Here is a 21,801-nt window from a genome sequence, read left to right as displayed (position 1 = left end):
TGCGAAGCCTCTGGTGGGCACGGGTTCTTCTTGGTCGAAAACCCATCTACCAGGGGCTTCACCCGTCTGTCAGCCGAACTGACCAACCCGGCCCGAGGTTGGAAAAGGCTCAATATGCCTAGATCAAATGCCCTCTCAGCTCTCCTGGCGTCCCGCGTCCACTGCTCCCCGCACCCGCGGGGATGACCCCGAAGCCACCTTTCCCGCGTTCGGCTTCTGCCGCTGCTCCCCGCACCCGCGGGGATGACCCCTCGACCCGGAAAACCGGCAAACCGAACAACCACTGCTCCCCGCACCCGCGGGGATGACCCCTCGCCGACACGCTGAACAGCGTGGAGGACGAGCTGCTCCCCGCACCCGCGGGGATGACCCCGGGGCCTGACAGGGGCCCTGACGCTCCTCCCTCTGCTCCCCGCACCCGCGGGGATGACCCCATCACCCACGCCGCCACCCACCTCCTGACCTGCTGCTCCCCGCACCCGCGGGGATGACCCCAAGCTGCTCCTCGGGGCGGTGGAGGCCTCCGCCTGCTCCCCGCACCCGCGGGGATGACCCCCGGCCGTGGGAGGCGGCAGCTGCGGCGCGGCTCTGCTCCCCGCACCCGCGGGGATGACCCTTGGACGATCGCGCCGTCGACGCCACCCGCGAACTGCTCCCCGCACCCGCGGGGATGACCCCCTCGCGGCGGAGATGACCCGAGGCGACCAGAACTGCTCCCCGCACCCGCGGGGATGACCCCCCCCAGCGAGCCAGGCGACGAGGTATGACGCCCTGCTCCCCGCACCCGCGGGGATGACCCCCCGGTACTCCGGAGTCCCGCCGCGGCCGGATCGCTGCTCCCCGCACCTGCGGGGATGACCCTAGAGGGGAGGGAGCGAACCGGAACGGGACCCTTTGGCCTGCTCCAACTTGACGCTGCCAAGGAGGCCGACGCGGGTGAGCGAGAGATCGGGACCCGTGCGGCCTGCAAGGAGCCGTGCGCCGTTGTCGGCGGTGACGGGTGTGCCCTCGTTGCGGCGGAACAGCCCAGCGCCTGCCGACCCGCGAAACCCTGCTGGTTGTCTTTGCGGCGAGCGCTGCGCATTGTTCACATGTCTGGGTAACGTGCCTTTGAGCCCACGCATGGCGGCTTTGCGCGATCTCATGCTCCCCAGTGCCCCGAGGGGATGACCCCTGTGCGTGCTCAGCTGGATGTTGCTCCCCACTTCGGTGGGGATAGCCGATGCCTCTCTGACCACGTTTGCCTCCTCCTTGAACTGTGCTTGCTCAGCGCAGAAAGCGCACTGAACGGAGCGATGGCCGAGGCGTAATTGATCTTGAAGGATGCGGTACCGTCTCAGCTGATGGCGTCTCAGGAACCTCTGCGGCGGCCATGAACAGGCCTGTGCGCCCGCGCAGGCCGAGCCCGCCCTGTCCGGCCAAGGTGCATGGCGGGCTCGACCCCGATTCGCAGAAGGAGAAGCGAATGCCTCGAAACTTACCTCGTCGGATCCCCAAGGTCATCAGCGGGCAGCAGTCACAGTCGTGGCTGCTGCCCGTACTTGTTGCCGTGCTGACGGGCGGCAGCGGATCGCAGCTGCCGCTGGATGCCTGGATCCGCCTCTCTACGCTCATCGTTCTCGTCGTGGTCGTGCTGATCATTGCGGTGCGCGCGTCACTCACAAGGGTGATTGAGGCGTAATGCCGTTCGGGGCACGCCCCGTGCCCCGATTATGAGCGGGCTCTCTCCCCTCCGCTCGCGGAGTCAGGAGGGGCCCGCCTCGCGGTGGGATTCGACGCTGCCCACCGTCCCTTGAGCACTGCGATCCGGGGGATTTCGGATGCATCACGACGTACCGCATTGGAGCGCGGGTCTGACGCAAGCCGCCCGCTCCGTCTGGGCCAAGCACGTTCAGCAAGATGCGAAGTGGCTACCGCTCTGGCGGCACATGGCCGACTCCGCCGCGATGGCAGGTCGACTCTGGGACGAGTGGGTGCCGCGCAACGTGCGCAGGCTCGTCGCGGACGGACTGCCCGGTGGGGACCCGGACGCCAGGCTTCTCGTCGTGTGGCTGGCGGGCATTCATGACATCGGGAAGGCCACGCCAGCGTTCGCCTGCCAGGTGGACGTACTCGCCCACGACATGCGCGAGGCCGGGCTGGAGATGCCCACTTCACGGCAGTTAGGGGACGCGCGCAGGCGCGCGCCGCATGGGCTGGCGGGCCAGGTTATTCTGGAGGAGTGGCTGGAGCGGCGCGGCTGGTCCCCCCGCACGGCCATGACCTTCGCGGTCGCGGTGGGCGGCCACCACGGGGCCCCCCCCGGACACGAGGCGTTTTCCTACCTGCACCAGCACACCGAACTCCTGCGCACCCCCGGCCCGAGCGAGCAGCTCTGGCAGGACGTGCAGACGGAGCTCCTCGACACGTGTGCCACGGTGTACGGAGTCGAGGAGCGACTGCCGTACTGGCGGTCCGTCAAGCTCCCGCAGCCTGTCCAGGTGGTGCTCTCCGCCCTGGTCATTCTGGCGGACTGGATCGCCAGCAACTCGGGCCTCTTCCTGCTGTATCCCGAGGACCGGCCCCGTGATGAAGCGGAGCGGATCGAGGCCGCATGGCGTGGAATCGAACTTCCGCCCCCCTGGTCTGCCCCAGATGTGACGGAAAGCGCCCAGACGCTCTTCGCGGACCGGTTCTCGCTCCTGCGCCCGCGCCCCTTGCAGGTCGAGGCGGTAAGACTCGCGCGCGAGACCGGGTCTCCCGGGCTGATGATCATCGAAGCGCCGATGGGAGAGGGGAAGACCGAAGCCGCCTTCGCGGTGGCTGAGATCTTTGCGTCCCGTACCCGGGCCGGCGGATGCTTTGTCGCCCTGCCCACGCGGGCAACAGCCAACGCGATGTACGGCCGTCTGCGTGACTGGCTCAAGCGGCTCCCGGGCGAAGGGGTCCGCACCGTCTCTCTGGCCCATTCCAAGGCCTTCCTCAACGACGACTTCGCCCGTGACATGCGGGCAGGCGCACGTGAGATCGCCGCGGTCGACCTCGACGGAGCAACCGAATCCCTGCGTTTTGAAAGGGACGACCGGTGCGCCGCCGCGTCGGAACTGGTTGCGCACCAATGGCTGCGAGGCCGGAAGAAGGGCATGCTCGCGCCCTTCGTCGTCGGCACCATCGACCAGCTGCTCTTCGCGGGCCTCAAGAGCCGACATCTCGCACTGCGGCACTTGGCCCTGGCCGGCAAGGTTGTCGTCATCGACGAGGTCCACGCCTACGACGCCTACATGAACGAATACCTCGAACGCGTCCTGTCCTGGCTCGGCGCCTACAAGGTGCCAGTGGTCATGCTCTCGGCGACCCTGCCCGCAGCCCGCCGCCAGGCTCTCGCCCTTGCCTACCGCGGTTCGGCCGACACGCAGCAGTCATTGCCCGACACGAATGCCTATCCGCTGATCAGCATGGTGTCCGAGAGCCAGGAGACGGTCTTCGGAACTCCCGAGGCTGCATCCGACCGGTACACCGAGATCACCCTGGAGCGGCTCGACGACGGATTGGGCGCCCTCGCCGACCGGTTGGAGAGCGAGCTCGCCGACGGCGGCTGTGCGCTCGTCGTCCGCAACACCGTCGACCGGGTCCTGAGAACGGCTGAAGTCCTGCGGGAGCGCTTCGGACCGCAATCGGTGACGGTGGCGCACTCCCGCTTCGTCGACGTGGACCGGGCGCACAAAGACGAAGGCCTCGTCACCAGGTTCGGCCCCTCCGGCAACCGTCCGGAAGACCGGCACATCGTCGTCGCCAGCCAAGTGGCGGAACAGTCACTCGACATCGACTTCGACCTCCTCGTGACCGATCTCGCCCCCATCGACCTGGTCCTGCAGCGAATGGGACGCTTGCACCGCCATCCCCGCGGTCAGGGACAGTCCCAGAGGCCCCCACGCCTCCGCACCCCTCGCTGCCTGATCACCGGCGTCGACTGGGCGGCCGAGCCACCGGACCCGGCAGGAGGATCTGCCGCTGTGTACGGGCGCCACGCCCTGATGCGTGCTCTGGCGGTCCTGCGCCCCTACTGGGACAAGAGTCCGCTGGTCCTGCCCGATCACATCAGCCCGCTCGTCCAGAAAGCGTACGCACAAGAGACTCCCCGCGTACCGGAGGCCTGGACCGGGGTCATGGACGCTGCGCTTGCCGACCACGAGCAGGCTGTGGCCGGACAGCGTCACAAGGCGCAGGCGTTCCGGATCGATGAAGTGCGAAGGCCGGGACGTTCTCTCGTCGGATGGATCGACGCAGGCGTGGGCGATGCCGACGACACCCGGGCCGGTCGTGCGCAGGTCCGTGACGGCGAGGAATCCTTTGAGGTGCTTGTCGTCCAGCGCCGCACCGACGGTACCTATGCCACCTTGCCCTGGCTGAAACGCGGACTCGGCGGTCTGGAGCTTCCCGAAGACGTCGTACCGAGCCCCCGAGCGGCCCGCGCCGCCGCCTTCAGCGCTCTGAGGCTTCCGTACCACTTCTCCAAGCCGTGGCTGATCGACCGCGTGATCGGTGAGCTGGAGCAGTTCTGCCCGAAGGCATGGCAGGCCAAGGAGAGCCACACTCTCGCCGGAGAGCTCTTTCTCGTGCTCGACGAGGATTGTCAGACCCGTCTGGCAGGCTTCGACCTTCGATACAGCGAAACCGACGGCCTGGAGGTCACTCCGGCCGGCGCCCAGGACGTGAAGTTGGTGAAAGGCGTGCCCAGTTTCGACCTCGTCTCCCGTCCGTGGCTGCCCGTCCAGTTACGGGACGGCACGGCAGCGGAGCTCTCCTTGAAGGAGGTCTTCGCCCGAGCCCCCGACATCCGGCGGCTCGTGGGTGACGTACCCACACAGGAATTCGCACTGATGCGTCTCCTGCTCGCCATCCTCCACGACGCTGTCAACGGCCCCGAAGACATTGACGCCTGGCAGGAGCTCAGCGAAAGGCGTCAACCCCTCGCCGCAGTCGGCCCCTATCTCGACCGCCACCGCGAGCGCTTCGACCTCCTGCACCCCAGCCAGCCGTTCATGCAGGTCGCCGACCTGCAGACACAGAAGGCCGAGGTAGCGTCCCTCAACCGGATCGTGGCCGACGTGCCCAACGGCGACCCCTTCTTCAGCATGCGCCGGCCCGGAGTCCTGCAACTTCCCTTCGCGGAGGCGGCGCGATGGCTCGTCCACGCCCACGCCTTCGACACCTCCGGAATCAAGTCCGGAGCCGTGGGCGACCCCAGGGTCAAGGGAGGCAAGGGGTACCCCCAGGGAGTCGGCTGGGCCGGAAACCTCGGGGGAGTGTTCGCCGAGGGGGATGACCTGCAGCAGACCCTCCTCCTCAACCTCGTGGCATCCGATACCTACGCCCTCACCGTCGACAAGGACGACCAGCCGGCCTGGCGCCGGGAACAGTGCGGACCGGACGTACAGAGCGACCTGGCGGCCAGGCCGACCGGTCCCCGAGACCTGTACACATGGCAGTCCCGCCGTGTCCGGCTCCATCATGACGGTCAGGCCGTCCGGGGGGTGGTGCTCTCCTACGGGGACCCCCTGCCCGTCCCCAACGCCCACACCCGGGAACCGATGAGCGGATGGCGCCGCAGCATCCCGCAGGAGAAGAAGCTTGGCCTGCCCCAGGTCTACATGCCGCGCCAGCACGATCCTGCCCGCTCCGCCTGGCGCAGCCTCGGTGCCCTCCTGTCCTCCCAGACGGAGGAGCAGACCGTTCAACACGGTGACCCCGCGAAGTACCTGCGTGCCGGCGTACTGAAGTGGATCGCCGAACTCACCCACGAGAAGCTGCTGCCCCGGGAACTGCTCATCCGCCCCCGGCTGATCAGTGCCGTCTACGGGACACAGCAGTCGGTCATCGACGAAGTGGTCGACGACGGGTTCGCCATGCCCGTACTCCTGTTGCACGAGCACAACCCGACCTACGCGCGGGAAGCGATCGGAGCAGTCGAGGACAGCACCAAGGCCGTCAACGCCATGGGAGACCTCGCCGGTGACCTGGCCAAGACGGCCGGACGGCCCGCCGAGGCGCCCAGCGACACAGCACGCGACCTCGGTTTCGGCCTCCTCGACGGCCCCTATCGGCAGTGGCTCGCCGCTCTCGGCAATGCCGAAGACCCCGCAGCCGCCCGCGACGCCTGGCGGCGCATGGCCTACCGGATCCTGCGCAACGCAGCCGACACCATTCTGGCCGATGCCAATGAGTCCGGATGGCTGGACAACGCCGAATCCGAGCGGATCTTCCACGCAAGGCTTGCCAAGGCCCTCCCCCTCCCTGCCGCGGGGCTAGCGGATGGCGCCGACGATACAGAAGATACGGACCCCACCAAGGAGCTCGCCCCATGACAGATACTGCGCCGCACATCCCGGCGCCCGCGTCGCCACCGAAGCCACAACACGCCATCGCCACTGCAGGGCCCAGGAAAGCCGACCAGCCCTCACCACTGCGATGGGCCGTGACGGCCCGCATCTCCAGCCTCCAGGAGGACTACCGCAAAGACAGCCCCCGAGCCGTCCAGGACCTCGCCCGGCTGCGCCGCGGAATCGGCCGCCAGGCCAATGAGGCCCCTGACCTGTGGGGCCTCCTCGGCATCGAGCAGTTCTACGCAGCGCAGCCCGAGGACCGCCCCCTGAGGGAAGCAAAGGCCATGCGCGCCGAACGCGCCGCTCACGTCTCCGTGACCCTGTGGGCCCTGCACCAGCAGTCCAACCGCACCAAAGCCATGCACGTCGCCGACGGAGCATCCCTGGGTGCCGCCGTCCGGCGGCTCATGACCGGCACCGAATCCGACGAAGCGATCCGCAAGCGCCTGTTACGCGCCGGCACCGCGACGACGTTCGACGTGCTCAGCCACCGGCTGCGTGAACTGGTTGTACTCCTGCGCAAGGCGGAGATCCCGCTCGACTACGGCCTCCTCGCCGACCACCTCGAGCAATGGCAGAAGCCCGGCGGACCCACCCGGGTACGTCAGGCATGGGGACGAGGCTTCCACGCGTACCGGCGGCCCGCCGACCCCGAGCGACCGCGAAACAGCACGCCCGAAGCACCCGACACGCACGCGACCGCCGGCCGTGACGACATGAAGGACCAGACATGAGCCGCACCATCCTCGACGTACACATCCTGCAGACCGTCCCGCCGAGCAACATCAACAGGGACGACACGGGAGCCCCCAAAAGTGCGGTCTACGGCGGCGTCCGGCGCTCACGGGTGTCCAGCCAGGCATGGAAGAAGGCCACCCGAGCGGCCTTCAACGAACTGCTGGACCCCGCCGAACTGGGAGTCCGCACCAAGAAGGTCGTCGAAGCCCTCACCGACCGCATCATCGCGCGCGAGGAAACGCTGACCACCGACCAGGTATGGCCCATGGCAGTCGAGATCATCCAGACCGCCACCGGCGCTAAGCTCGAAACGCGCAAGCCCCCCGCCAAGGGGAAGGACAAGGACGGCGCGGAGGACGAGGCAACCGAGCCCCAAGCCCCTCAGTCCTCCTACCTGCTCTTCCTCAGCGCCCGCCAACTCGACGGACTCGCAGACCTGGCCATCAAGGGCATCGGCCAGAAGGCCGAGCCGAAGGTGTTCGTCAAGGACTCCGCCATCAAGGCAGAGGCCAAGCAGATCGCCTCCACCCGGCACTCCGTCGACATCGCCCTCTTCGGCCGCATGGTCGCCGACACCGCCGACATCAACGTCGACGCCGCTGCACAGGTGGCCCACGCCCTCAGCGTCCACCCCGTAGACCTTGAAACCGACTACTTCACCGCAGTTGACGACAAGAACAGCGAGGCTGAACCCGGGGCCGGCATGATCGGGACCGTCGACTTCAACTCCGCCACCCTCTACCGCTACGCCGCCGTCGACATCGACCTCCTCACCCGCAACCTCGACGCCGGCCTCACCGAAGGCGAACGTACGGGCGAGCCGGTCCGCCGCGCCGTGGAAGCCTTCATCGAGGGCTTCACCCTCTCCATGCCCACCGGCAAGCTCAACACCTTCGGCAACAACACCCTCCCGGACGCCGTCATCGTCAAGCTCCGCTCCGCCCGCCCCATCAGCTTTGTCGGCGCCTTCGAGAAGCCGATCGCCCAGGACACGGCCGACGGCCACGTCCGCTCGGCCTGCTGGGCACTGGCCGAGCACATCCCCGCCGTCGAAGGCGCCTTCGGAGCAGCGGCAGACCACACCTGGATCGTGCGCGTCGGCAGCCGGACCCAGGACCTCGCCGCCCTCGGCGAAGAGGTCAGCCTGCGAGAACTCGTCACCAAGGTCGGTGAGGCCGTTGTTGGCAGGCTGGAGAAGCGTGGATGAGCATCCTGCTCCTACGTCTGGCCGGACCTCTGCAGTCCTGGGGGTCCTCCGCCCGCTTCGCCCGTCGCACAACTGAGACCGCACCCACGAAGAGCGGCGTCATCGGCATGCTGGCCGCCGCACTCGGCCGCGACCGCACGGATGACTTGTCCGATCTCGCGGCGCTGTCCTTCGCCGTACGCATCGACCAGCCCGGCACCCGCCTGCGCGACTTCCAGACCGCACGGCATGCCGACACCGGCAAGCCGATGCCCGTCTCCGAGCGCTTCTACCTGGCCGACGCAGTCTTCCTCGCTGCGGTGGCCGGCGGCGAGGAACTCATCCGCACTCTCCACACCGCGGTGCAGGCCCCCGTCTACCTTCCCTACCTCGGCCGTCGCTCCTGCCCACCCCAAGGACCGTTGGATCTGGGAACCAGGGAAGGCGACGATGCGGTAGCCGCATTGCGCCACGAGCCCTGGCACGCTGCCGACTGGCACCAGCGACGTCACTCCAAGCAGGCACTCGTCCCGCTTCAGCTCCTCGCTGAGACAACCGGCGATGCTCCCCTCGGCACCACCGTGCGCGACCAGCCCGTCACCTTCGCCCCGGACCACCGCCGCTATGCGCTGCGTAACGTCGTCTCGACCTTCGTGGACGTGCAGAACCCCCACTTCCGCCCCGAAAACCCGGACGCGAAGAAACAGTCATCTCGCGCGCTGACCGTATCCCGTCATTCCCCCGAGGCCCACCTCGCTCTGCTGTCCCCGCAGTCCCCGTTGGACGGACACTGATGTTCCTGACCCGATTCCGCATCAACACCGCGCGCCTGGGATCCCGCAACCTCCTCGCCTCACCGCAGCACATGCACGCCGCCGTCATGTCGTCCTTCGCAGGAGCCCTGCCCAGCGCAGAGAACACCTCCCGAGTCCTGTGGCGCCTCGACCGCAACTCCAGGGCCGAAGTGCTCCTCTTCATGGTCAGCGAAGAACGCCCCGACCTCACCCATCTTGTGGAACAGGCCGGGTGGCCCACTACCGCTGCCTGGCAGACGTACGACTACAAGACGTTCCTCGACGGCCTCACAATCGGCACCACCTGGGCCTTCCGCCTCACCGCCAACCCCGTCCACAACGTGCGCCGCACCCCTAACGAACCCTTGAAGCGAACCGCACACCGCACTCCCCGCCACCAGATGGGATGGCTGCTCAAGCACCAACAAGACGCTGGCTTCAGAATCCTGGAAACACCCGCCGAGCAACGCCGGCTCCCGCAAGGCGACGAACACCAGCTCATCGTCCGCGACGAGCGACGCCACCGCTTCAGCAAGACCGAGATGATCACCGGCATGGCCAACCAGGTGCCTCTCGTCACCGTCACCTTCGACGGCCGTCTCGAAGTCACCGACCCCGTCGCCCTGAGGCGAACCCTCACCTTGGGGCTCGGGAAAGCCAAGGCCTACGGCTGTGGCCTCATGACACTCGCCCAGGCCGGGTGAGTGATGGCCACCGTCGCACAACGACGAGCATCGACCCCTCGCGACCTCACGCGCGTCGCCGAGCGGATCTCCTTTATCTACCTCGAACGATGCACCATCCACAGGGACGCCAACGCCATCACGGCCGAGGACGCCGACGGCACGACCCATATCCCCTCCGCCACCATCGGCACCCTCCTGCTCGGACCGGGGACACGCATCACCCACCAGGCCATGAGCGTCCTCGCCGACAGCGGTGCGGCCGTCGCCTGGGTCGGCGAACAGGGCGTGCGCTACTACGCGGGCGGCCGCGCCCTCAACCGCTCCTCGGCACTCGTTGAAGCACAGGCCACCCGCTGGGCCAACCGCCGCACCCGGCTGGACACCGCCCGGGCCATGTACCAGCTGAGGTTCCCCGACGAAGACCCCGCGGGCCTCAACCGGCAGGAACTCCTCGGCCACGAAGGCCGCCGCCTTCGAGAGTGCTACCGCGAACAGGCGGAACGCACCGGCGTCCCCTGGCGAGGCCGACACTACGTCCCCGGAGACTTCACAGCCGGCGACGCCCCCAACCAAGCCGTCACCGCCGCAGCGCAATGCATGTACGGCGTTGCCCACGCGGTCGTGGCCGCACTGGGATGTGCCACCGGCCTCGGATTCGTCCACTCAGGCCATGAACTTTCCTTCGTGCTGGACGTGGCCGACCTCTACAAAACAGAGATCGGCATCCCTGTCGCCTTCGACGTAGCTGCCGAAGGCGACCAGGACATCGGCTCCCGCACCCGCCGTGCCCTGCGGGACCGCATCAACAAGACCCGGCTGCTCGACCGCTGTGTCGACGACATCAAAATGCTGCTGCTGCCTTCCGGGACGGCTCCCGCCGCACCGGAAGGAGACGACGTCGTCACTCTCCAGACGGACCGAGGGCTTGCCCTCCCGGCCGGGCGCAACTACGCCGACGAGGTGACCTGGTGACGGTCATCGTCCTTACCCAGTGCCCAGTCGGCCTCCGCGGGTTCTTGACGCGCTGGCTCCTGGAGATTTCCCCCGGTGTCTTCATCGGCGGACCGTCGGCACGTATCCGAGCCGCGCTGTGGGAGGAGGTCAAGCAGTATGCCGGCCAGGGGCGCGCCCTCCTCGCGTACAACACCGACAACGAACAGGGCTTCACCTTCGAAACCCACGATCATAAATGGCACCCGATCGACCGCGAAGGCGTCACCCTGATTCACCGCCCCAACGAACGGGTCTCCCAGGTTCCGCCCGTCACCCAGGGCTGGAGCAAGGCAGCCAAGCGGCGACGCTTTGGAAGATGAGCTCTTTTATGGCTTATGTCGGAATCTCGACAAGTAACGAAAATGAGCCCCACCCCAGATAAAAACCTGCAGGTCACGAAGCCTGCTCCCCGCACCCGCGGGGATGGTCCCGCCTCGAACGCGAACGCGCTGAACGCGCTGAGCTGCTCCCCGCACCCGCGGGGATGGTCCCTTCCCCCAGGCGGAGTTGGCCATCTCGAAATACTGCTCCCCGCACCCGCGGGGATGGTCCCTCGACGGTCTGTGAGCCGCCGTAGGACCGCAGCTGCTCCCCGCACCCGCGGGGATGGTCCCGTCCCGCGGCACATCATCGAGCGCCAGAACCGCTGCTCCCCGCACCCGCGGGGATGGTCCCGGCCCCGGCACCGCCGGGTTCGGCGTGGAGTTCTGCTCCCCGCACCCGCGGGGATGGTCCCGATCATGGAGCCGTTCCCGCCGACCACGTCCACTGCTCCCCGCACCCGCGGGGATGGTCCCGGGACGCGGACCTGACCCGTGTCGGTCACCCGCTGCTCCCCGCACCCGCGGGGATGGTCCCTCGGTCGGCCGGGCCCGTACGTCGAGAAGTACCTGCTCCCCGCACCCGCGGGGATGGTCCCTACGGGGTCAAAGTCGAGGATCTCGTCGCGGCCTGCTCCCCGCACCCGCGGGGATGGTCCCTGTTCGGCGTCGACCTCGGGCAGGGAATTGCTCTGCTCCCCGCACCCGCGGGGATGGTCCCGGTGTGCTCAGGCTGCGCCTGCCGCCCAGACCCTGCTCCCCGCACCCGCGGGGATGGTCCCCGAGGCGGCGATGGACATCCTGACCGAGGTCCCTGCTCCCCGCACCCGCGGGGATGGTCCCATCACGTCCAAGGCCCCCTCCGTCTTGCCCGAGCTGCTCCCCGCACCCGCGGGGATGGTCCCATCATCCCGAACCCCAACGAGACCGCCGCCCACTGCTCCCCGCACCCGCGGGGATGGTCCCCTCCCTCTCCGCACACTGAAACGCACATGAAACTGCTCCCCGCACCCGCGGGGATGGTCCCCCCGTAGTGTTCTTCTCGTAAGGCCGAGCGGGCTGCTCCCCGCACCCGCGGGGATGGTCCCCGAGGCGCTCACTCTCCGGCCCTGCCTCCGCTCTGCTCCCCGCACCCGCGGGGATGGTCCCCCGTTCGACGCCGCCATCCTCCAGCACCTGATCTGCTCCCCGCACCCGCGGGGATGGTCCCGCGCCGGCGGCGGCGGCCGCCTCCTCGCTCGTCTGCTCCCCGCACCCGCGGGGATGGTCCCCGCATCCTTCCCCGCCCCGTACCAGCCCGAGCCCTGCTCCCCGCACCCGCGGGGATGGTCCCGCCCCGCACACGGCCCCGCGACCGCAGCCCGGCTGCTCCCCGCACCCGCGGGGATGGTCCCTCGTCCAGGACGTCCTTGGTGGCGAGGACGGACTGCTCCCCGCACCCGCGGGGATGGTCCCCGACAGCACAAGCCGCCCAATGTGGCCCTCAACTGCTCCCCGCACCCGCGGGGATGGTCCCGCTCGAACTCGGCTGCGGTCGCGTCGTCCGAGCTGCTCCCCGCACCCGCGGGGATGGTCCCACCGGCTATCAAGCCATAAAACATGCTGGTCACTGCTCCCCGCACCCGCGGGGATGGTCCCGGAGCCTTCGACTTCCGCGCCGCCACCGAGGACTGCTCCCCGCACCCGCGGGGATGGTCCCGTCCGCGTGGAAGACCTCGGGTACGACAAGGGGCTGCTCCCCGCACCCGCGGGGATGGTCCCGCCGAGGCCGGCCGCCCTCACGGCCGGGTGCTCTGCTCCCCGCACCCGCGGGGATGGTCCCGACCGCACCGTCCGCCGGCAGGACGGCGGTTGCTGCTCCCCGCACCCGCGGGGATGGTCCCTCGGGGCATGGGTGCGGGCGGTGGTGACCGAGCTGCTCCCCGCACCCGCGGGGATGGTCCCCACGTCCTCGCCGCCGGCTTCGCCGTAGGCGTCTGCTCCCTGCACCCGCGGGGATGGTCCCACGGGCTGATCAATGCCGACGAGCGGTCCGACCTGCTCCCCGCACCCGCGGGACACGCAGCGCACGCCCGGTCCGCAGGCAGGCGACCAGCTCACGCTTGAGCCCGCCGCGGGCCTGGACGAACAGTGCCTGGTAGATCGCCTCGTGCGAGATGCGCATGGACTCATCATCGGGGAAGTCGACCGGCAGGCGGTTCGCGATCTGCTGGAGACTCAATGACGTCGCCCACCGCCGGTCCTGCCGCCGTGGCTTGTTGCGTCCCTTCCAATTCGGGGTGACAGGCCCGGGAACCGGTTGGCCGTCCGGGGCCAGGATCGTCCCGGCGAGTCTGTCCTGGACGTACTGACACAGCCGCTCGTTGACCGCCAGCTTCGCCGTTCTCGGTCGTCGCGCTCGCCGTTCGGCATGCCACTGCGCGGTGGACGCCCGATATTCCAGGCGGTAGGTGCGTGTTGAGGCATTCCGGCGGAGCTCCCGTGAGACCGTCGACGGTGACCGGCCCAGCCGGCGCGCGATCTCACGGACGCCCACGTCCTGAGCCTGCCAGACGGCGATGTCCTCGCGTTCCGGGAACGACAGGTAGCGTCCCGATACTGATGGCGAAAGGTTCGGTCCCACGCCTCCAGCGTGGCGGAACCACCGAGCACCGACCGCGGGCGACACCCCGGCCTCGGCCGCTGCCTCCTCCGTCCGGACTCCCTGGGCGATCGCCGCCCAGAACCGGACACGGTCCTCACGCCAGGCGACCGTCGGCCGGCCCGGCGACGGCATCTGGCCCCGGTACGCACGAACCTGCCGCTGCTGCGGACCAACACCCATCACTCCACCTCCACCCACGAGGTGTTGCGACGATCAGTTGAATCCACCCAATACACGAGCAGGTCCTTCGCTGAAATCTGCAGGTCAGCAGGGGTCCGGCAGAGCATGGGCGCGGTCGGGTCCAACGCGGACAACGCCGCTGCGGAAAGCTTCAACGCCGCCTTCAAGAGAGAGACGCTCAAGGGCCGGAAGGCCTGGCCGGACGAGCGTGAGGCCAGGCTCGACGCCTTCCGCTGGCTGACCCGATACAACACCCGACGCAGGCACTCCCGCCTCGGCCAGCGGTCCCCGATCGCCTACGAAAACGCCTTCCAACCAGCAACAACTATCCTGGCCCAAGCCGCATAGACGTGTTCAAAATCCGGGGCCAAGGCCCGCGAGGGCCCTGCCCGCTGTCCAAGGCGCTGAGGGAACGCTCGGCCTTCTGCGCGAGCGCGCGGACCCTCTTCAGCTCTTCGCCGGCCTGCTGGTGGCGGCGGGCGTCAGCCTCCTCGGCAGTACTGATCCGGGTCCGTTCCCGCCGGGCCTGGTCGAGCTGATTCTGCAGGTCCGTGATCCGCTCGTCGAGCCCCGTACGGATCTGTGTCAGGTCCTTTTCCGCCCGCGCAAGCTCCTCCTCGGCCTCCTCCGCCTCACGGGCCGTGCGATCCGCCGCAGCACGGGCCCGCTCCTTCGCCTTCCGTTCTCCGGCCGACCGTGCCGAGCCAGGAGCACGGCCCGCTGCCGTTGCCGCTGCGCCGGCCACTGAAGGCTTCGGGGCCGGTGCCACACCGGGTGCGGGCTCCAGTCCGGTGAACCCGACGGCCTTGGGCGGTGCCTTCACCAGGACGCCCCGTGCCCATACCTGTGCTGCGCCCCGAGTCGGCGGGACGCAGTGGAGGATCCCCTCGACCTCGCGCTGGACGTCCTCGGAGACGGCATGGCCCGCGTCTCCCGCCAGCCCGCGGAAACGCCGGTCGAGCCGGATCGTTACCTCAAGTTTCGCGCAGATCCAGTGACACTGCGGCGACAGCATTCTTAGCTTCCTCTTACACGCGTCTTGACGCTTCTACGTACCCCGCGGTTCCACGCGCACCGGCGATCCCGCTCCGCGTCCCGCGTCCCCGAGGAAAGAGTTGCAACATGAAGGTCCCCAAGGCTGGTGCGATGGCCGCTGTGATCGGCCTCGCCCTGACCGCCACCGGCTGCGGCGGCGACGAAGGACCCAAGGGGACCCTCTCCATCGGCATCTCCTTTGACCAGCCCGGTGTCGGCCTCCGCGAGGCGGGGGGCACCTTCTCCGGCTTCGACGTGGACGTCTCCAGGTACATCGCCAAGGAGCTCGGTTACAAGCCGGAGCAGATCGAGTTCAAGCGGGTCGACAGCTCCGAACGCGAGCTGCTGCTCCAGTACAACGAGGTCAAGTTCGTCGCCGCGACCTACTCGATCAACGACAAGCGCCGGGAGAAGGTCGACTTCGCGGGCCCGTACTTCACGGCCCACCAGGACCTGCTCGTCCGCGCCGACGACGCCACAATCACCAAGGCCGAGGACCTCAACAACAAGAAGCTCTGCTCCACCGTCGGCTCCACCTCGGCGCAGAACATCAAGCAGAACCTGGCGCCGAAGGCCAGCCTGCTGGAGCTCGACGGCTACTCGGAGTGCGTGATCGCCCTCCAGGACGGCGTGGCCGACGCCATGACCACGGACAACGCGATCCTGGCCGGTTACGCCGCCCAGAAGGGCAACACGGGCAAGTTCCGGCTCGTCGGGCTGAGCTTGAGCAACGAGAGCTACGGCATCGGCATCAAGAAGGGCAACAAGGATCTGCACGCCAAGATCAACGCCGCCCTCAAGAAGATGGTCCAGGACGGCTCCTGGGACGCGGCCGTGAAGAAGAACTTCGGCCAGGCCAACTTCAAGCACGAGCCCGCCCCGCAGGTCACCTTCGCGAGCGGCTGACGACGCCACGCCCCGGGCGCGGCAGGAGGGGAACACGCCCCCTTGCCGCGCCCGGGTCAGGTCGCCGGCGCCTTGTCGGCCAGCACCTTGAGGAACTCCCGCATCCAGGCCGGGTGGTCGGGCCAGGCCCGGGCCGAGACGAGGGTGCCGTCGACCACGGCCTCGGAGTCCTCGAAGGCCGCCCCCGCCGCCGCCTTCATGTCCGGCTCCAGGGCCGAGTACGCGGTCACCCACCGGCTCTCCAGCTTCGCCGCCGCGGCCGTGATCAGCGGGCCGTGGCAGATCTGGGCGACCGGCTTGTCGGAGGCGGTGAAGGCGGCCAGGATCCGCTGCAACTCGGGGTCGTTGCGCAGGTACTCGGGGGCCCTGCCGCCGGGAACGACCACGGCCGCGGACTCCTGCGGGTCCACGTCGGCGAACGCCACGTCGGCGGGCCAGGTGTAGCCGGGCTTCTCCGTGTAGGTGTCGAAGCCCTCCTCGAAGTCGTGCACCACGAGCCGCAGCCGCCTCACCGCGGGAGCCGCGACGTGCACCTCGTACCCCTCCTCGCGCAGGCGCTGGTACGGCTTCCTCGGCCGGCGTCGCGCGCTGGACGCCCAGGTTGTTTTCGACAGGTGATTTGGGACGGGGCTGGATGACCTTCTCTTCGATTCAGACCGGGTCCACCAGGCGGTTGACGCTCTCCACTACGCCGTCCACGACCGGCAGATCCGCCGGGAGATCCGCACGCTGGCCACCGGCCACGACGAGGTGACCTCGGGGCTCTCCCAGCAAGAGAAGGCCGTCCGGGATCTCCTGCGCGACTCGAATGACTTCATCAGGCAACTACGCTCGTACTCCGCCAGCTTGCGGCGCCGGAACTCGCGGACCTTCTCGCTGCGCTCCTCGCTGTCGGGGAACTCCATGCTGCTGTCGATGCGGGCCTGGATGGTGTCGGAGTCGGCGTGCAGGAGGAGGTGGTCCACCTCGACGCCGGCCTTGGCCAGGGCGTCGAAGATCTCCTCGGCGTACTCGCGGCGCAGCAGCGTCATGGGCGCGATGATCGGTCCGCCCTGGGTCTGGCGCTCCAGCTCGGTGCAGACGCCGGCGACCAGGGTGCGCCACGCAGGGTAGTCCTGGAAGTCCTTCTGCCGGGTGGGGTGGTCGCCGATGCTCTTGCGTAGCAGGAAGCCGACCTCCTCGGGGTCGGTGATCAGGCTGGTGGGGAGCTGCTGGTGGAGCAGGCGGGCGGTGGTGGTCTTGCCGCCGCCGAAGGGGCCGTTGAGCCAGATGATCACGCGTGGGTCTCTCTCGTGGTCTCGGTGGTGTGTCCGGCCGGGTTGGTTACTGCTGGTGGCGGTGGTGGCGGTGGTGCCGGGGTGGGGCAGGAGGGGGAGGGTGAGGGTGATTGTGTGCCGGCCCGGAGTGACGGGCCGGGCGGCGTGATCGTATGAGCCGCGTCGGGTGGAGCGGGGCCGCAGATGGACGGCGAACAGGCCACGTGCCCCTGCGGGGAAGGTGACGTGGAACTCGGCAGGTTGACCTGCGGCCAGGACCGGCGGAACGCCGATGTCGATGGGGACAAGGGTCGGCGGGAGACTGAGGGTCGGCCCGCACTTGGGGCAGTGCAGGGTGTGCCGGTCGGTCAGCCCGAGCGGGCTGGTCAGGTACTTGAACTCCCGCGGCGCCCGGCAGTATCCGCAGGCTGGCGCGGGCGCCCAGTGCGAGGTGCGGTGTGGGCGAGGACGGTGGCGCCCGCCGTGAGGGTCGCGGCGGCGGCCAGCACGTCCTTGGCCTCCTCCACGAGGTCGAGGGGTGACCTGAGAGGCGAAAAGGCGGATCACCTGGTCGAGGGAGTGCCACCGCTCAGCCTTCAGGCACGGCTGGGGCTGGAGATTCGCGGCCCCAGCCGGAGGCGCCCGGCGGTGTCCAGGCGAGCGGCCCTGTTGAGGGCTGTCGTCAAGGCTGAGTGGGGCGAAGCGGCTTCACCGGCTCCGTGCCAGCCGGACACGGAGCCGGTGCCGGTCAGGAGGCGGCGGGGAGGTTCAGCATGCGCCGGAGTGCGCTGACGGTGTGCTCAGGGCTGGTGGCGTGGGTGGTGGTCATGCCCAGAGTCTGGGCGGGGGCCAGGTTGGTGGCGCTGTCATCGACGAAGATGCATCGGTCTGCAGGCAGTCCGAGCTGGTCGAGGGTGAGCTGGTAGATCTCGGGTTCCGGCTTGCGCATGCGGTGGTGCTCTGAGAGGACGACGACATCATGGTTCGCGTCGAGGTCCCACGGGGTGTACGGGTTGAACGGGTCCAGGCCCATGCTGTTCGACAGGATGGCCGTCTTCAGGCCGGCTTCGCGTATCTGGCGCACGGTGTCGACGACTTCCTTCTCCGGGGACAGCGTCGCCAGCGCGCGGCCCATGAGGTTGCTGCTGTCGATGCCGAGCAGCGCGGCGATTCGCTGATTCCATTCGCTCTGGGTGATGTCTCCGCGTTCGAGCTGGGCGTAGAGTGCGCGGCCGGCCGGGTTGAAGGCGACGGTGTCCCGGTAGGCGTACTTGGGCAGTCCGATCTCGGCGGCGAAGGCGATCGCGGTGTCGTCCATCGGGCAGGTCAGGACGCCGCCGAAGTCGAAGATGACGGCCTGGAAGGCGGATGTGGGGTTCATCGGGACCGCTTCTGTGCTGTGGAAGTGGTCTGCGGCTGTCGGGGAAGGGTGCGCGGCGCGGCGGCCTCGAGGATGGCGTGGCTGAGGTGGGCGGTGCGTACGGCCCGGTCGGCGGGGCACTGCGGGGGCGTGGCGTTGCGCAGGGCGTGGGCGAGGTCGATCACCCCGGCGCCGCGTGAGGGCGGCGTGTCCGCCGCGGCCGGGGGGAGGGTGCGCCAGGCGCGTTCTCCGTACCGGGTGAACTGGACTTCGCCTTCGTGGAAGTTGGGATCGGGCAGCAGCAGGGTGCCCGCGGTGCCCTGGATCTCGATGTGCGGGGCTTGGGTGGCTGCCGCGTCGAAGCTCGCGGTGAGCGTGATGGGGATGCCGCTGGTCTCGGCCTCCAGTAGGGCCACGAGGTGAGTGGGGGCGTGGGCTGTGAAGTGCTTGCCTGTGGCCGGCCCGGAGCGGATGGTGCGAACGGGCCGGGTGCGGGTGATGGCGGAGTGGACGCGCAGGCGCCCGAAGAGCAGGTCGAGGGCGGCGAGTAAGTAGGGGCCCATGTCGCCGAGCGGGCCGGCGCCGTGGGCGTAGAAGGGCTCGGGCGCGGGGTGCCAGCGCTCCGGGCCGGTACTGAGCGGGGTGGCGGTGGCGGACAGCGGGGATCCGACGATGCCGTTGGCGAGGGCGTGCGCGGCGGTTCGCAGGGCCGGGCCCAGCACCGTGTCGGGGGCGACGGCGAGCAGGGTGTCGGCGGCGGCTGCCTCGCGGACGATGCGGTCGGCGTCGGCCCGGTCCAGGGCGAGGGGTTTCTCGCACCAGATGGCCGGGATGCGCGCGGCGATGGCGTCGGAGACGACCGTGGCGTGCGTGTGGGGTGGGGTGAGGATGACTGCCAGGTCGGTGAGGGCCGGGTCGAGCAGCTGAGCGGCGGGGAGCGCGGTCAGATGGTGGCGGGCGGCGAAGGCTGCGGCCCGCTCGGGGTCGAGGTCGGTGCAGGCGACGACCTCGATTCCGGGGGCGGAGGCATGGGTGGTGGCGTACTCCTCGGCAACCATGCCGCATCCGAGGAGCACGACGCGCACCGGTATCGCGGTCATGCCCGTGCCCCCAGAGCCTGCTGGATGCGGTCGGCGAGGTTGTGCGCCCACGGCTTGCGGGCATCGGCGGGCAGGTGCGGGACCTGGATGTCGAGGTAGGTGCGGTGGTCGCTCACGGTGTGGTCGGGCTGGACCGGCCAGGCCTGGGCGGTGTGGAGGTCGCCGGGGCCCGGCCACCAGGCGCGGTAGCCGCTGTGGAAGAGCTGGTCGGAGAGGCGGGAGGCGGTGGTCTCATCGGGCAGGCGCAGCCCGATGATCGATCCGTTGCCGACGGGGTCGGTGGAGTCGGGCACCAGGCGGATGCCGGGCAGCGTCGCCAGCTCGGCGTGGCACTGCTGCTGCAGGTCGCGCAGGTCGGTGATCAGGGTGGGAAGGTGGTCGAGTTGCGGGAGGGCGAGGCCGGCGGCCAGTTCAGTCATGCGGGCCTTGGACCGCCAGACCGTGCGCGGGGTCCTTTGGCGGGTGTCTCCCGCTATGGCCCGCATCAGGGCCATCGTCTCGTCGTCGTCGCCGACGACGAGACCGCCTTCGCCACTGGCGATGAGCTTCATCGAGTGGGTGGAGAACGTCGCGAGCGTCCCCCACGCCCCGGCCGGCCGGCCCTCGACGTCGACGCCCCAGGCCTGCGCGCAGTCCTCGATCAGGGGGATCCCGCGCTTGAAGTTTCCCCGTGATCTTGGACATGGTGTCGTTATGCCGTGAGGGCCTGGTCTTGCCGGTAGCGCAGGCGGGTTTCGTGGGGCGTGAGGTAGCCTCAGTGGATGTGCTTGCGCAGGCGGCGTCTGTTGTAGAAAGTCTCGATGAAGTCGAAGATGGCGGCGCGGGCGGCGAAGTCGAAGATAGCGGCGCGGGCGGCGGTCCGACTGAGCCAGAAGCGGGTGCGGATCTCCTCTTTGAGGACGGCCCAGAAACTTTCCGCGGCGGCGTTGTCGAAGCAGCTTCCGGTCCGGCCCGTGCTCTGCTGGTAGCCCAACTCACGGATCCTGTCGCGGAGTTGACCGGAGGTGTATTCCGATCCGCGATCACTGTGGACCACGCAGCCGGGTTCCAGGCGGCCCAGTGCGTCGGCCATGTCCAAGGCGTCGACGACCAGCTCGGCGCGATGGTGATCGGCCATCGAGTAGCCGATGACCTCGCGGGTGGCCAGGTCCAGCCACGAGGCGAGGTAGAGCCAGCCCTCGGCGGTGGGGATGTAGGTGATATCCCCGACGATCTTCATGCCTGGGCGGGCGGCGGTGAAGTCCCGGCCGATCAGGTCGGGTGAGGGGGCGGCCCTGGTGTCGGCCTTGGTCAGGCTGCGGCGGCCGGTGCGCCGGCTGTTCCCGGCGATGCCGTGCTCTCGCATGACCCGGGCCACCCGCTTGTGGTTGACCGGCCGCCCCTGCCGGCGCAGTTCGGCGGTGACGCGCGGGACGCCGTAGTTCCGCCGGGACGCGAGGTGGATCACGGTGATCTCGTGCGCCAGGGCCTCATCGGCCTGCCGCCTCGCCTCGCGGGCCTCCGTTCCGGCCACCCACGCGTAGTAGGTGGAGCGGGCGGTTTTCATCACCCGGCACAACAGCGTGATCGCGTAGTTCGCCTTCTCCGCGTGGATGAACCGGCATATCTCGCTCACCGGTCGCTCTCCTTCACGAAGAAGGCAGTCGCTTTTTTCAGGATCTCGATCGTCTTTGCCTGCTCGGCGGTCAGCTTCCGCAGCCGCTTCAGCTCTTCGTCCCGGTCGGCGGCACTCTGCCCGGCCCGCCCAGACGGGCCCGATCCGGCATCCTGGGCAGCGCGGGCCTTCTTCACCCAGCCCCGCAGTGACTCCGAACTGATCCCGAGCTCACGGGCAACCTCGGTCACCGTCCGCCCGGACGACCTCACGAGCTCGATCGCGTCCCGCTTGTACTCCTCCGAGTACCGCTTCGTGTACTTGCTTCCCACCTGGCACTGCTTCCTCTGGGCTCTCACGTCCCAGTCTCCAGGTGTCCGCGATCAAGGGGAAGATTCAGTGCTGCGTTCAGCCCGCTGGCGGACGGCCGAGACGAACTCCATCCGCTCCCTCATGTGCACAGCGGCCCAGTCGGGCGAGGCCTGGCTTGATGACCGCTCGGCAGCGGCGTCATAGACGGCGGGAAGAGCGGCCGCCTTGATCGCTTCACGTGTCAGAGGACGTTAAGTCCGTTTCTGGTAGCAGCCTCGTCCGGGCTGGGTGAGGAAGCCTTGGCGGGTGAGGCGTCCGAGGCGGCTGCGGGTGAT

Annotated in this window: 17 protein-coding genes, 2 pseudogenes and 2 CRISPR repeat arrays; of the genes and pseudogenes, 10 read left to right on the top strand and 9 right to left on the bottom strand. The window is 69.0% G+C overall.

What is annotated here, in order from left to right; all coding sequences use genetic code 11:
- Positions 1-161 precede the first annotated feature (161 nt).
- A CRISPR array of direct repeats spans positions 162-862; the repeat unit is 29 nt; unit sequence CTGCTCCCCGCACCCGCGGGGATGACCCC.
- A gap of 510 nt (positions 863-1,372) precedes the next feature.
- From ACFY15_RS36105 to cas2e, 8 genes are all read left to right on the top strand, one after another.
- Positions 1,373-1,681 carry a hypothetical protein gene (locus ACFY15_RS36105; protein ID WP_390826987.1) on the top strand — a complete coding sequence of 103 codons (309 nt, stop codon included), beginning with the start codon at positions 1,373-1,375 and terminating at the stop codon, positions 1,679-1,681.
- A gap of 139 nt (positions 1,682-1,820) precedes the next feature.
- Positions 1,821-6,344 carry a type I-E CRISPR-associated protein Cse1/CasA gene (casA, locus tag ACFY15_RS36100; RefSeq protein WP_390826986.1) on the top strand — a complete coding sequence of 1,508 codons (4,524 nt, stop codon included), beginning with the start codon at positions 1,821-1,823 and terminating at the stop codon, positions 6,342-6,344.
- Between the two features lie 110 nt (positions 6,345-6,454).
- Entirely contained in the window at positions 6,455-7,096 is a 642-nt protein-coding gene (casB, locus tag ACFY15_RS36095) for a type I-E CRISPR-associated protein Cse2/CasB (protein ID WP_390826985.1), read from the top strand.
- Positions 7,093-8,307: a type I-E CRISPR-associated protein Cas7/Cse4/CasC gene (cas7e, locus tag ACFY15_RS36090; RefSeq protein ID WP_390826984.1), complete on the top strand. Its 1,215-nt coding sequence runs from the start codon at positions 7,093-7,095 to the stop codon at positions 8,305-8,307. The genes casB and cas7e overlap by 4 nt, the downstream gene beginning before the upstream one ends.
- Complete coding sequence (gene cas5e / locus ACFY15_RS36085) at positions 8,304-9,080, top strand: type I-E CRISPR-associated protein Cas5/CasD (protein WP_390826983.1); 777 nt, start codon at positions 8,304-8,306, stop codon at positions 9,078-9,080. The genes cas7e and cas5e overlap by 4 nt, the downstream gene beginning before the upstream one ends.
- Positions 9,080-9,784, top strand: a complete 705-nt coding sequence (cas6e, locus tag ACFY15_RS36080; RefSeq protein WP_390826982.1) for a type I-E CRISPR-associated protein Cas6/Cse3/CasE — start codon at positions 9,080-9,082, stop codon at positions 9,782-9,784. The genes cas5e and cas6e overlap by 1 nt, the downstream gene beginning before the upstream one ends.
- A 3-nt stretch (positions 9,785-9,787) precedes the next feature.
- Positions 9,788-10,738 carry a type I-E CRISPR-associated endonuclease Cas1e gene (cas1e, locus tag ACFY15_RS36075; protein ID WP_390691584.1) on the top strand — a complete coding sequence of 317 codons (951 nt, stop codon included), beginning with the start codon at positions 9,788-9,790 and terminating at the stop codon, positions 10,736-10,738.
- A complete protein-coding gene (gene cas2e / locus ACFY15_RS36070; RefSeq protein ID WP_045950856.1) occupies positions 10,735-11,079 on the top strand; it encodes a type I-E CRISPR-associated endoribonuclease Cas2e in 345 nt (114 codons plus the stop codon). Before cas1e ends, cas2e begins: the two co-directional genes overlap by 4 nt.
- 82 nt (positions 11,080-11,161) lie before the next feature.
- Positions 11,162-13,145: a CRISPR direct-repeat array (repeat unit 29 nt; unit sequence CTGCTCCCCGCACCCGCGGGGATGGTCCC).
- Positions 13,146-13,603: 458 nt separating this feature from the next.
- Here the strand turns inward: cas2e and ACFY15_RS36065 are convergent.
- Positions 13,604-13,855: pseudogene (locus ACFY15_RS36065) on the bottom strand (helix-turn-helix domain-containing protein); the annotation flags it as partial.
- Positions 13,856-13,936: 81 nt separating this feature from the next.
- Between ACFY15_RS36065 and ACFY15_RS36060 the strand changes: the two are divergent.
- Positions 13,937-14,251: pseudogene (locus ACFY15_RS36060) on the top strand (integrase core domain-containing protein); the annotation flags it as partial.
- Here the strand turns inward: ACFY15_RS36060 and ACFY15_RS36055 are convergent.
- Positions 14,229-14,918: a hypothetical protein gene (locus tag ACFY15_RS36055; protein WP_390691599.1), complete on the bottom strand. Its 690-nt coding sequence runs from the start codon at positions 14,916-14,918 to the stop codon at positions 14,229-14,231. The pseudogene ACFY15_RS36060 and the gene ACFY15_RS36055 overlap by 23 nt on opposite strands.
- 107 nt (positions 14,919-15,025) lie before the next feature.
- On the opposite strand from ACFY15_RS36055, the gene ACFY15_RS36050 reads away from it, so the two are divergent.
- Entirely contained in the window at positions 15,026-15,844 is an 819-nt protein-coding gene (locus ACFY15_RS36050; RefSeq protein ID WP_390691585.1) for a glutamate ABC transporter substrate-binding protein, read from the top strand.
- A 56-nt stretch (positions 15,845-15,900) separates the two neighbouring features.
- Here the strand turns inward: ACFY15_RS36050 and ACFY15_RS36045 are convergent, their stop codons facing one another.
- The 7 genes from ACFY15_RS36045 to ACFY15_RS36015 all read right to left on the bottom strand — a co-directional run bounded on the left by ACFY15_RS36045 (position 15,901) and on the right by ACFY15_RS36015 (position 21,486).
- Entirely contained in the window at positions 15,901-16,458 is a 558-nt protein-coding gene (locus ACFY15_RS36045; RefSeq protein WP_390691596.1) for a DJ-1/PfpI family protein, read from the bottom strand.
- A 72-nt stretch (positions 16,459-16,530) separates the two neighbouring features.
- Positions 16,531-17,121 (bottom strand): AAA family ATPase, encoded by a 591-nt coding sequence (locus ACFY15_RS36040; RefSeq protein ID WP_390826981.1) that lies wholly within the window; start codon positions 17,119-17,121, stop codon positions 16,531-16,533.
- A 727-nt stretch (positions 17,122-17,848) separates the two neighbouring features.
- Positions 17,849-18,481: an HAD family hydrolase gene (locus ACFY15_RS36035; RefSeq protein WP_390691587.1), complete on the bottom strand. Its 633-nt coding sequence runs from the start codon at positions 18,479-18,481 to the stop codon at positions 17,849-17,851.
- Positions 18,478-19,560 (bottom strand): Gfo/Idh/MocA family protein, encoded by a 1,083-nt coding sequence (locus ACFY15_RS36030; protein WP_390826980.1) that lies wholly within the window; start codon positions 19,558-19,560, stop codon positions 18,478-18,480. The genes ACFY15_RS36035 and ACFY15_RS36030 overlap by 4 nt, the downstream gene beginning before the upstream one ends.
- On the bottom strand, positions 19,557-20,204 hold the full coding sequence (locus ACFY15_RS36025; protein ID WP_390826988.1) for a DegT/DnrJ/EryC1/StrS family aminotransferase: 648 nt from the start codon (positions 20,202-20,204) through the stop codon (positions 19,557-19,559). Before ACFY15_RS36025 ends, ACFY15_RS36030 begins: the two co-directional genes overlap by 4 nt.
- A gap of 110 nt (positions 20,205-20,314) precedes the next feature.
- A complete protein-coding gene (locus ACFY15_RS36020) occupies positions 20,315-21,175 on the bottom strand; it encodes an IS3 family transposase (protein WP_390826979.1) in 861 nt (286 codons plus the stop codon).
- A complete protein-coding gene (locus tag ACFY15_RS36015; protein WP_390826978.1) occupies positions 21,172-21,486 on the bottom strand; it encodes a transposase in 315 nt (104 codons plus the stop codon). The genes ACFY15_RS36020 and ACFY15_RS36015 overlap by 4 nt, the downstream gene beginning before the upstream one ends.
- Positions 21,487-21,801 lie beyond the last annotated feature (315 nt).

Origin of the sequence: Streptomyces sp. NPDC001373 (genome assembly GCF_042895815.1) — a bacterium.
Classification (GTDB): domain Bacteria; phylum Actinomycetota; class Actinomycetes; order Streptomycetales; family Streptomycetaceae; genus Streptomyces.
This window is presented reverse-complemented; position numbering and strand designations above follow the sequence as displayed.

Excerpts from the sequence above, each read along its gene's own strand:
- ACFY15_RS36105 (WP_390826987.1), top strand. The coding sequence starts at position 1,373 with ATGAACAGGCCTGTGCGCCCGCGCAGGCCGAGCCCGCCCTGTCCGGCC.
- casA (WP_390826986.1), top strand. The coding sequence starts at position 1,821 with ATGCATCACGACGTACCGCATTGGAGCGCGGGTCTGACGCAAGCCGCC.
- cas7e (WP_390826984.1), top strand. The coding sequence starts at position 7,093 with ATGAGCCGCACCATCCTCGACGTACACATCCTGCAGACCGTCCCGCCG.
- cas5e (WP_390826983.1), top strand. The coding sequence starts at position 8,304 with ATGAGCATCCTGCTCCTACGTCTGGCCGGACCTCTGCAGTCCTGGGGG.
- cas6e (WP_390826982.1), top strand. The coding sequence starts at position 9,080 with ATGTTCCTGACCCGATTCCGCATCAACACCGCGCGCCTGGGATCCCGC.
- cas1e (WP_390691584.1), top strand. The coding sequence starts at position 9,788 with ATGGCCACCGTCGCACAACGACGAGCATCGACCCCTCGCGACCTCACG.
- ACFY15_RS36055 (WP_390691599.1), bottom strand. The coding sequence starts at position 14,918 with ATGCTGTCGCCGCAGTGTCACTGGATCTGCGCGAAACTTGAGGTAACG.
- ACFY15_RS36050 (WP_390691585.1), top strand. The coding sequence starts at position 15,026 with ATGAAGGTCCCCAAGGCTGGTGCGATGGCCGCTGTGATCGGCCTCGCC.
- ACFY15_RS36035 (WP_390691587.1), bottom strand. The coding sequence starts at position 18,481 with ATGAACCCCACATCCGCCTTCCAGGCCGTCATCTTCGACTTCGGCGGC.
- ACFY15_RS36030 (WP_390826980.1), bottom strand. The coding sequence starts at position 19,560 with ATGACCGCGATACCGGTGCGCGTCGTGCTCCTCGGATGCGGCATGGTT.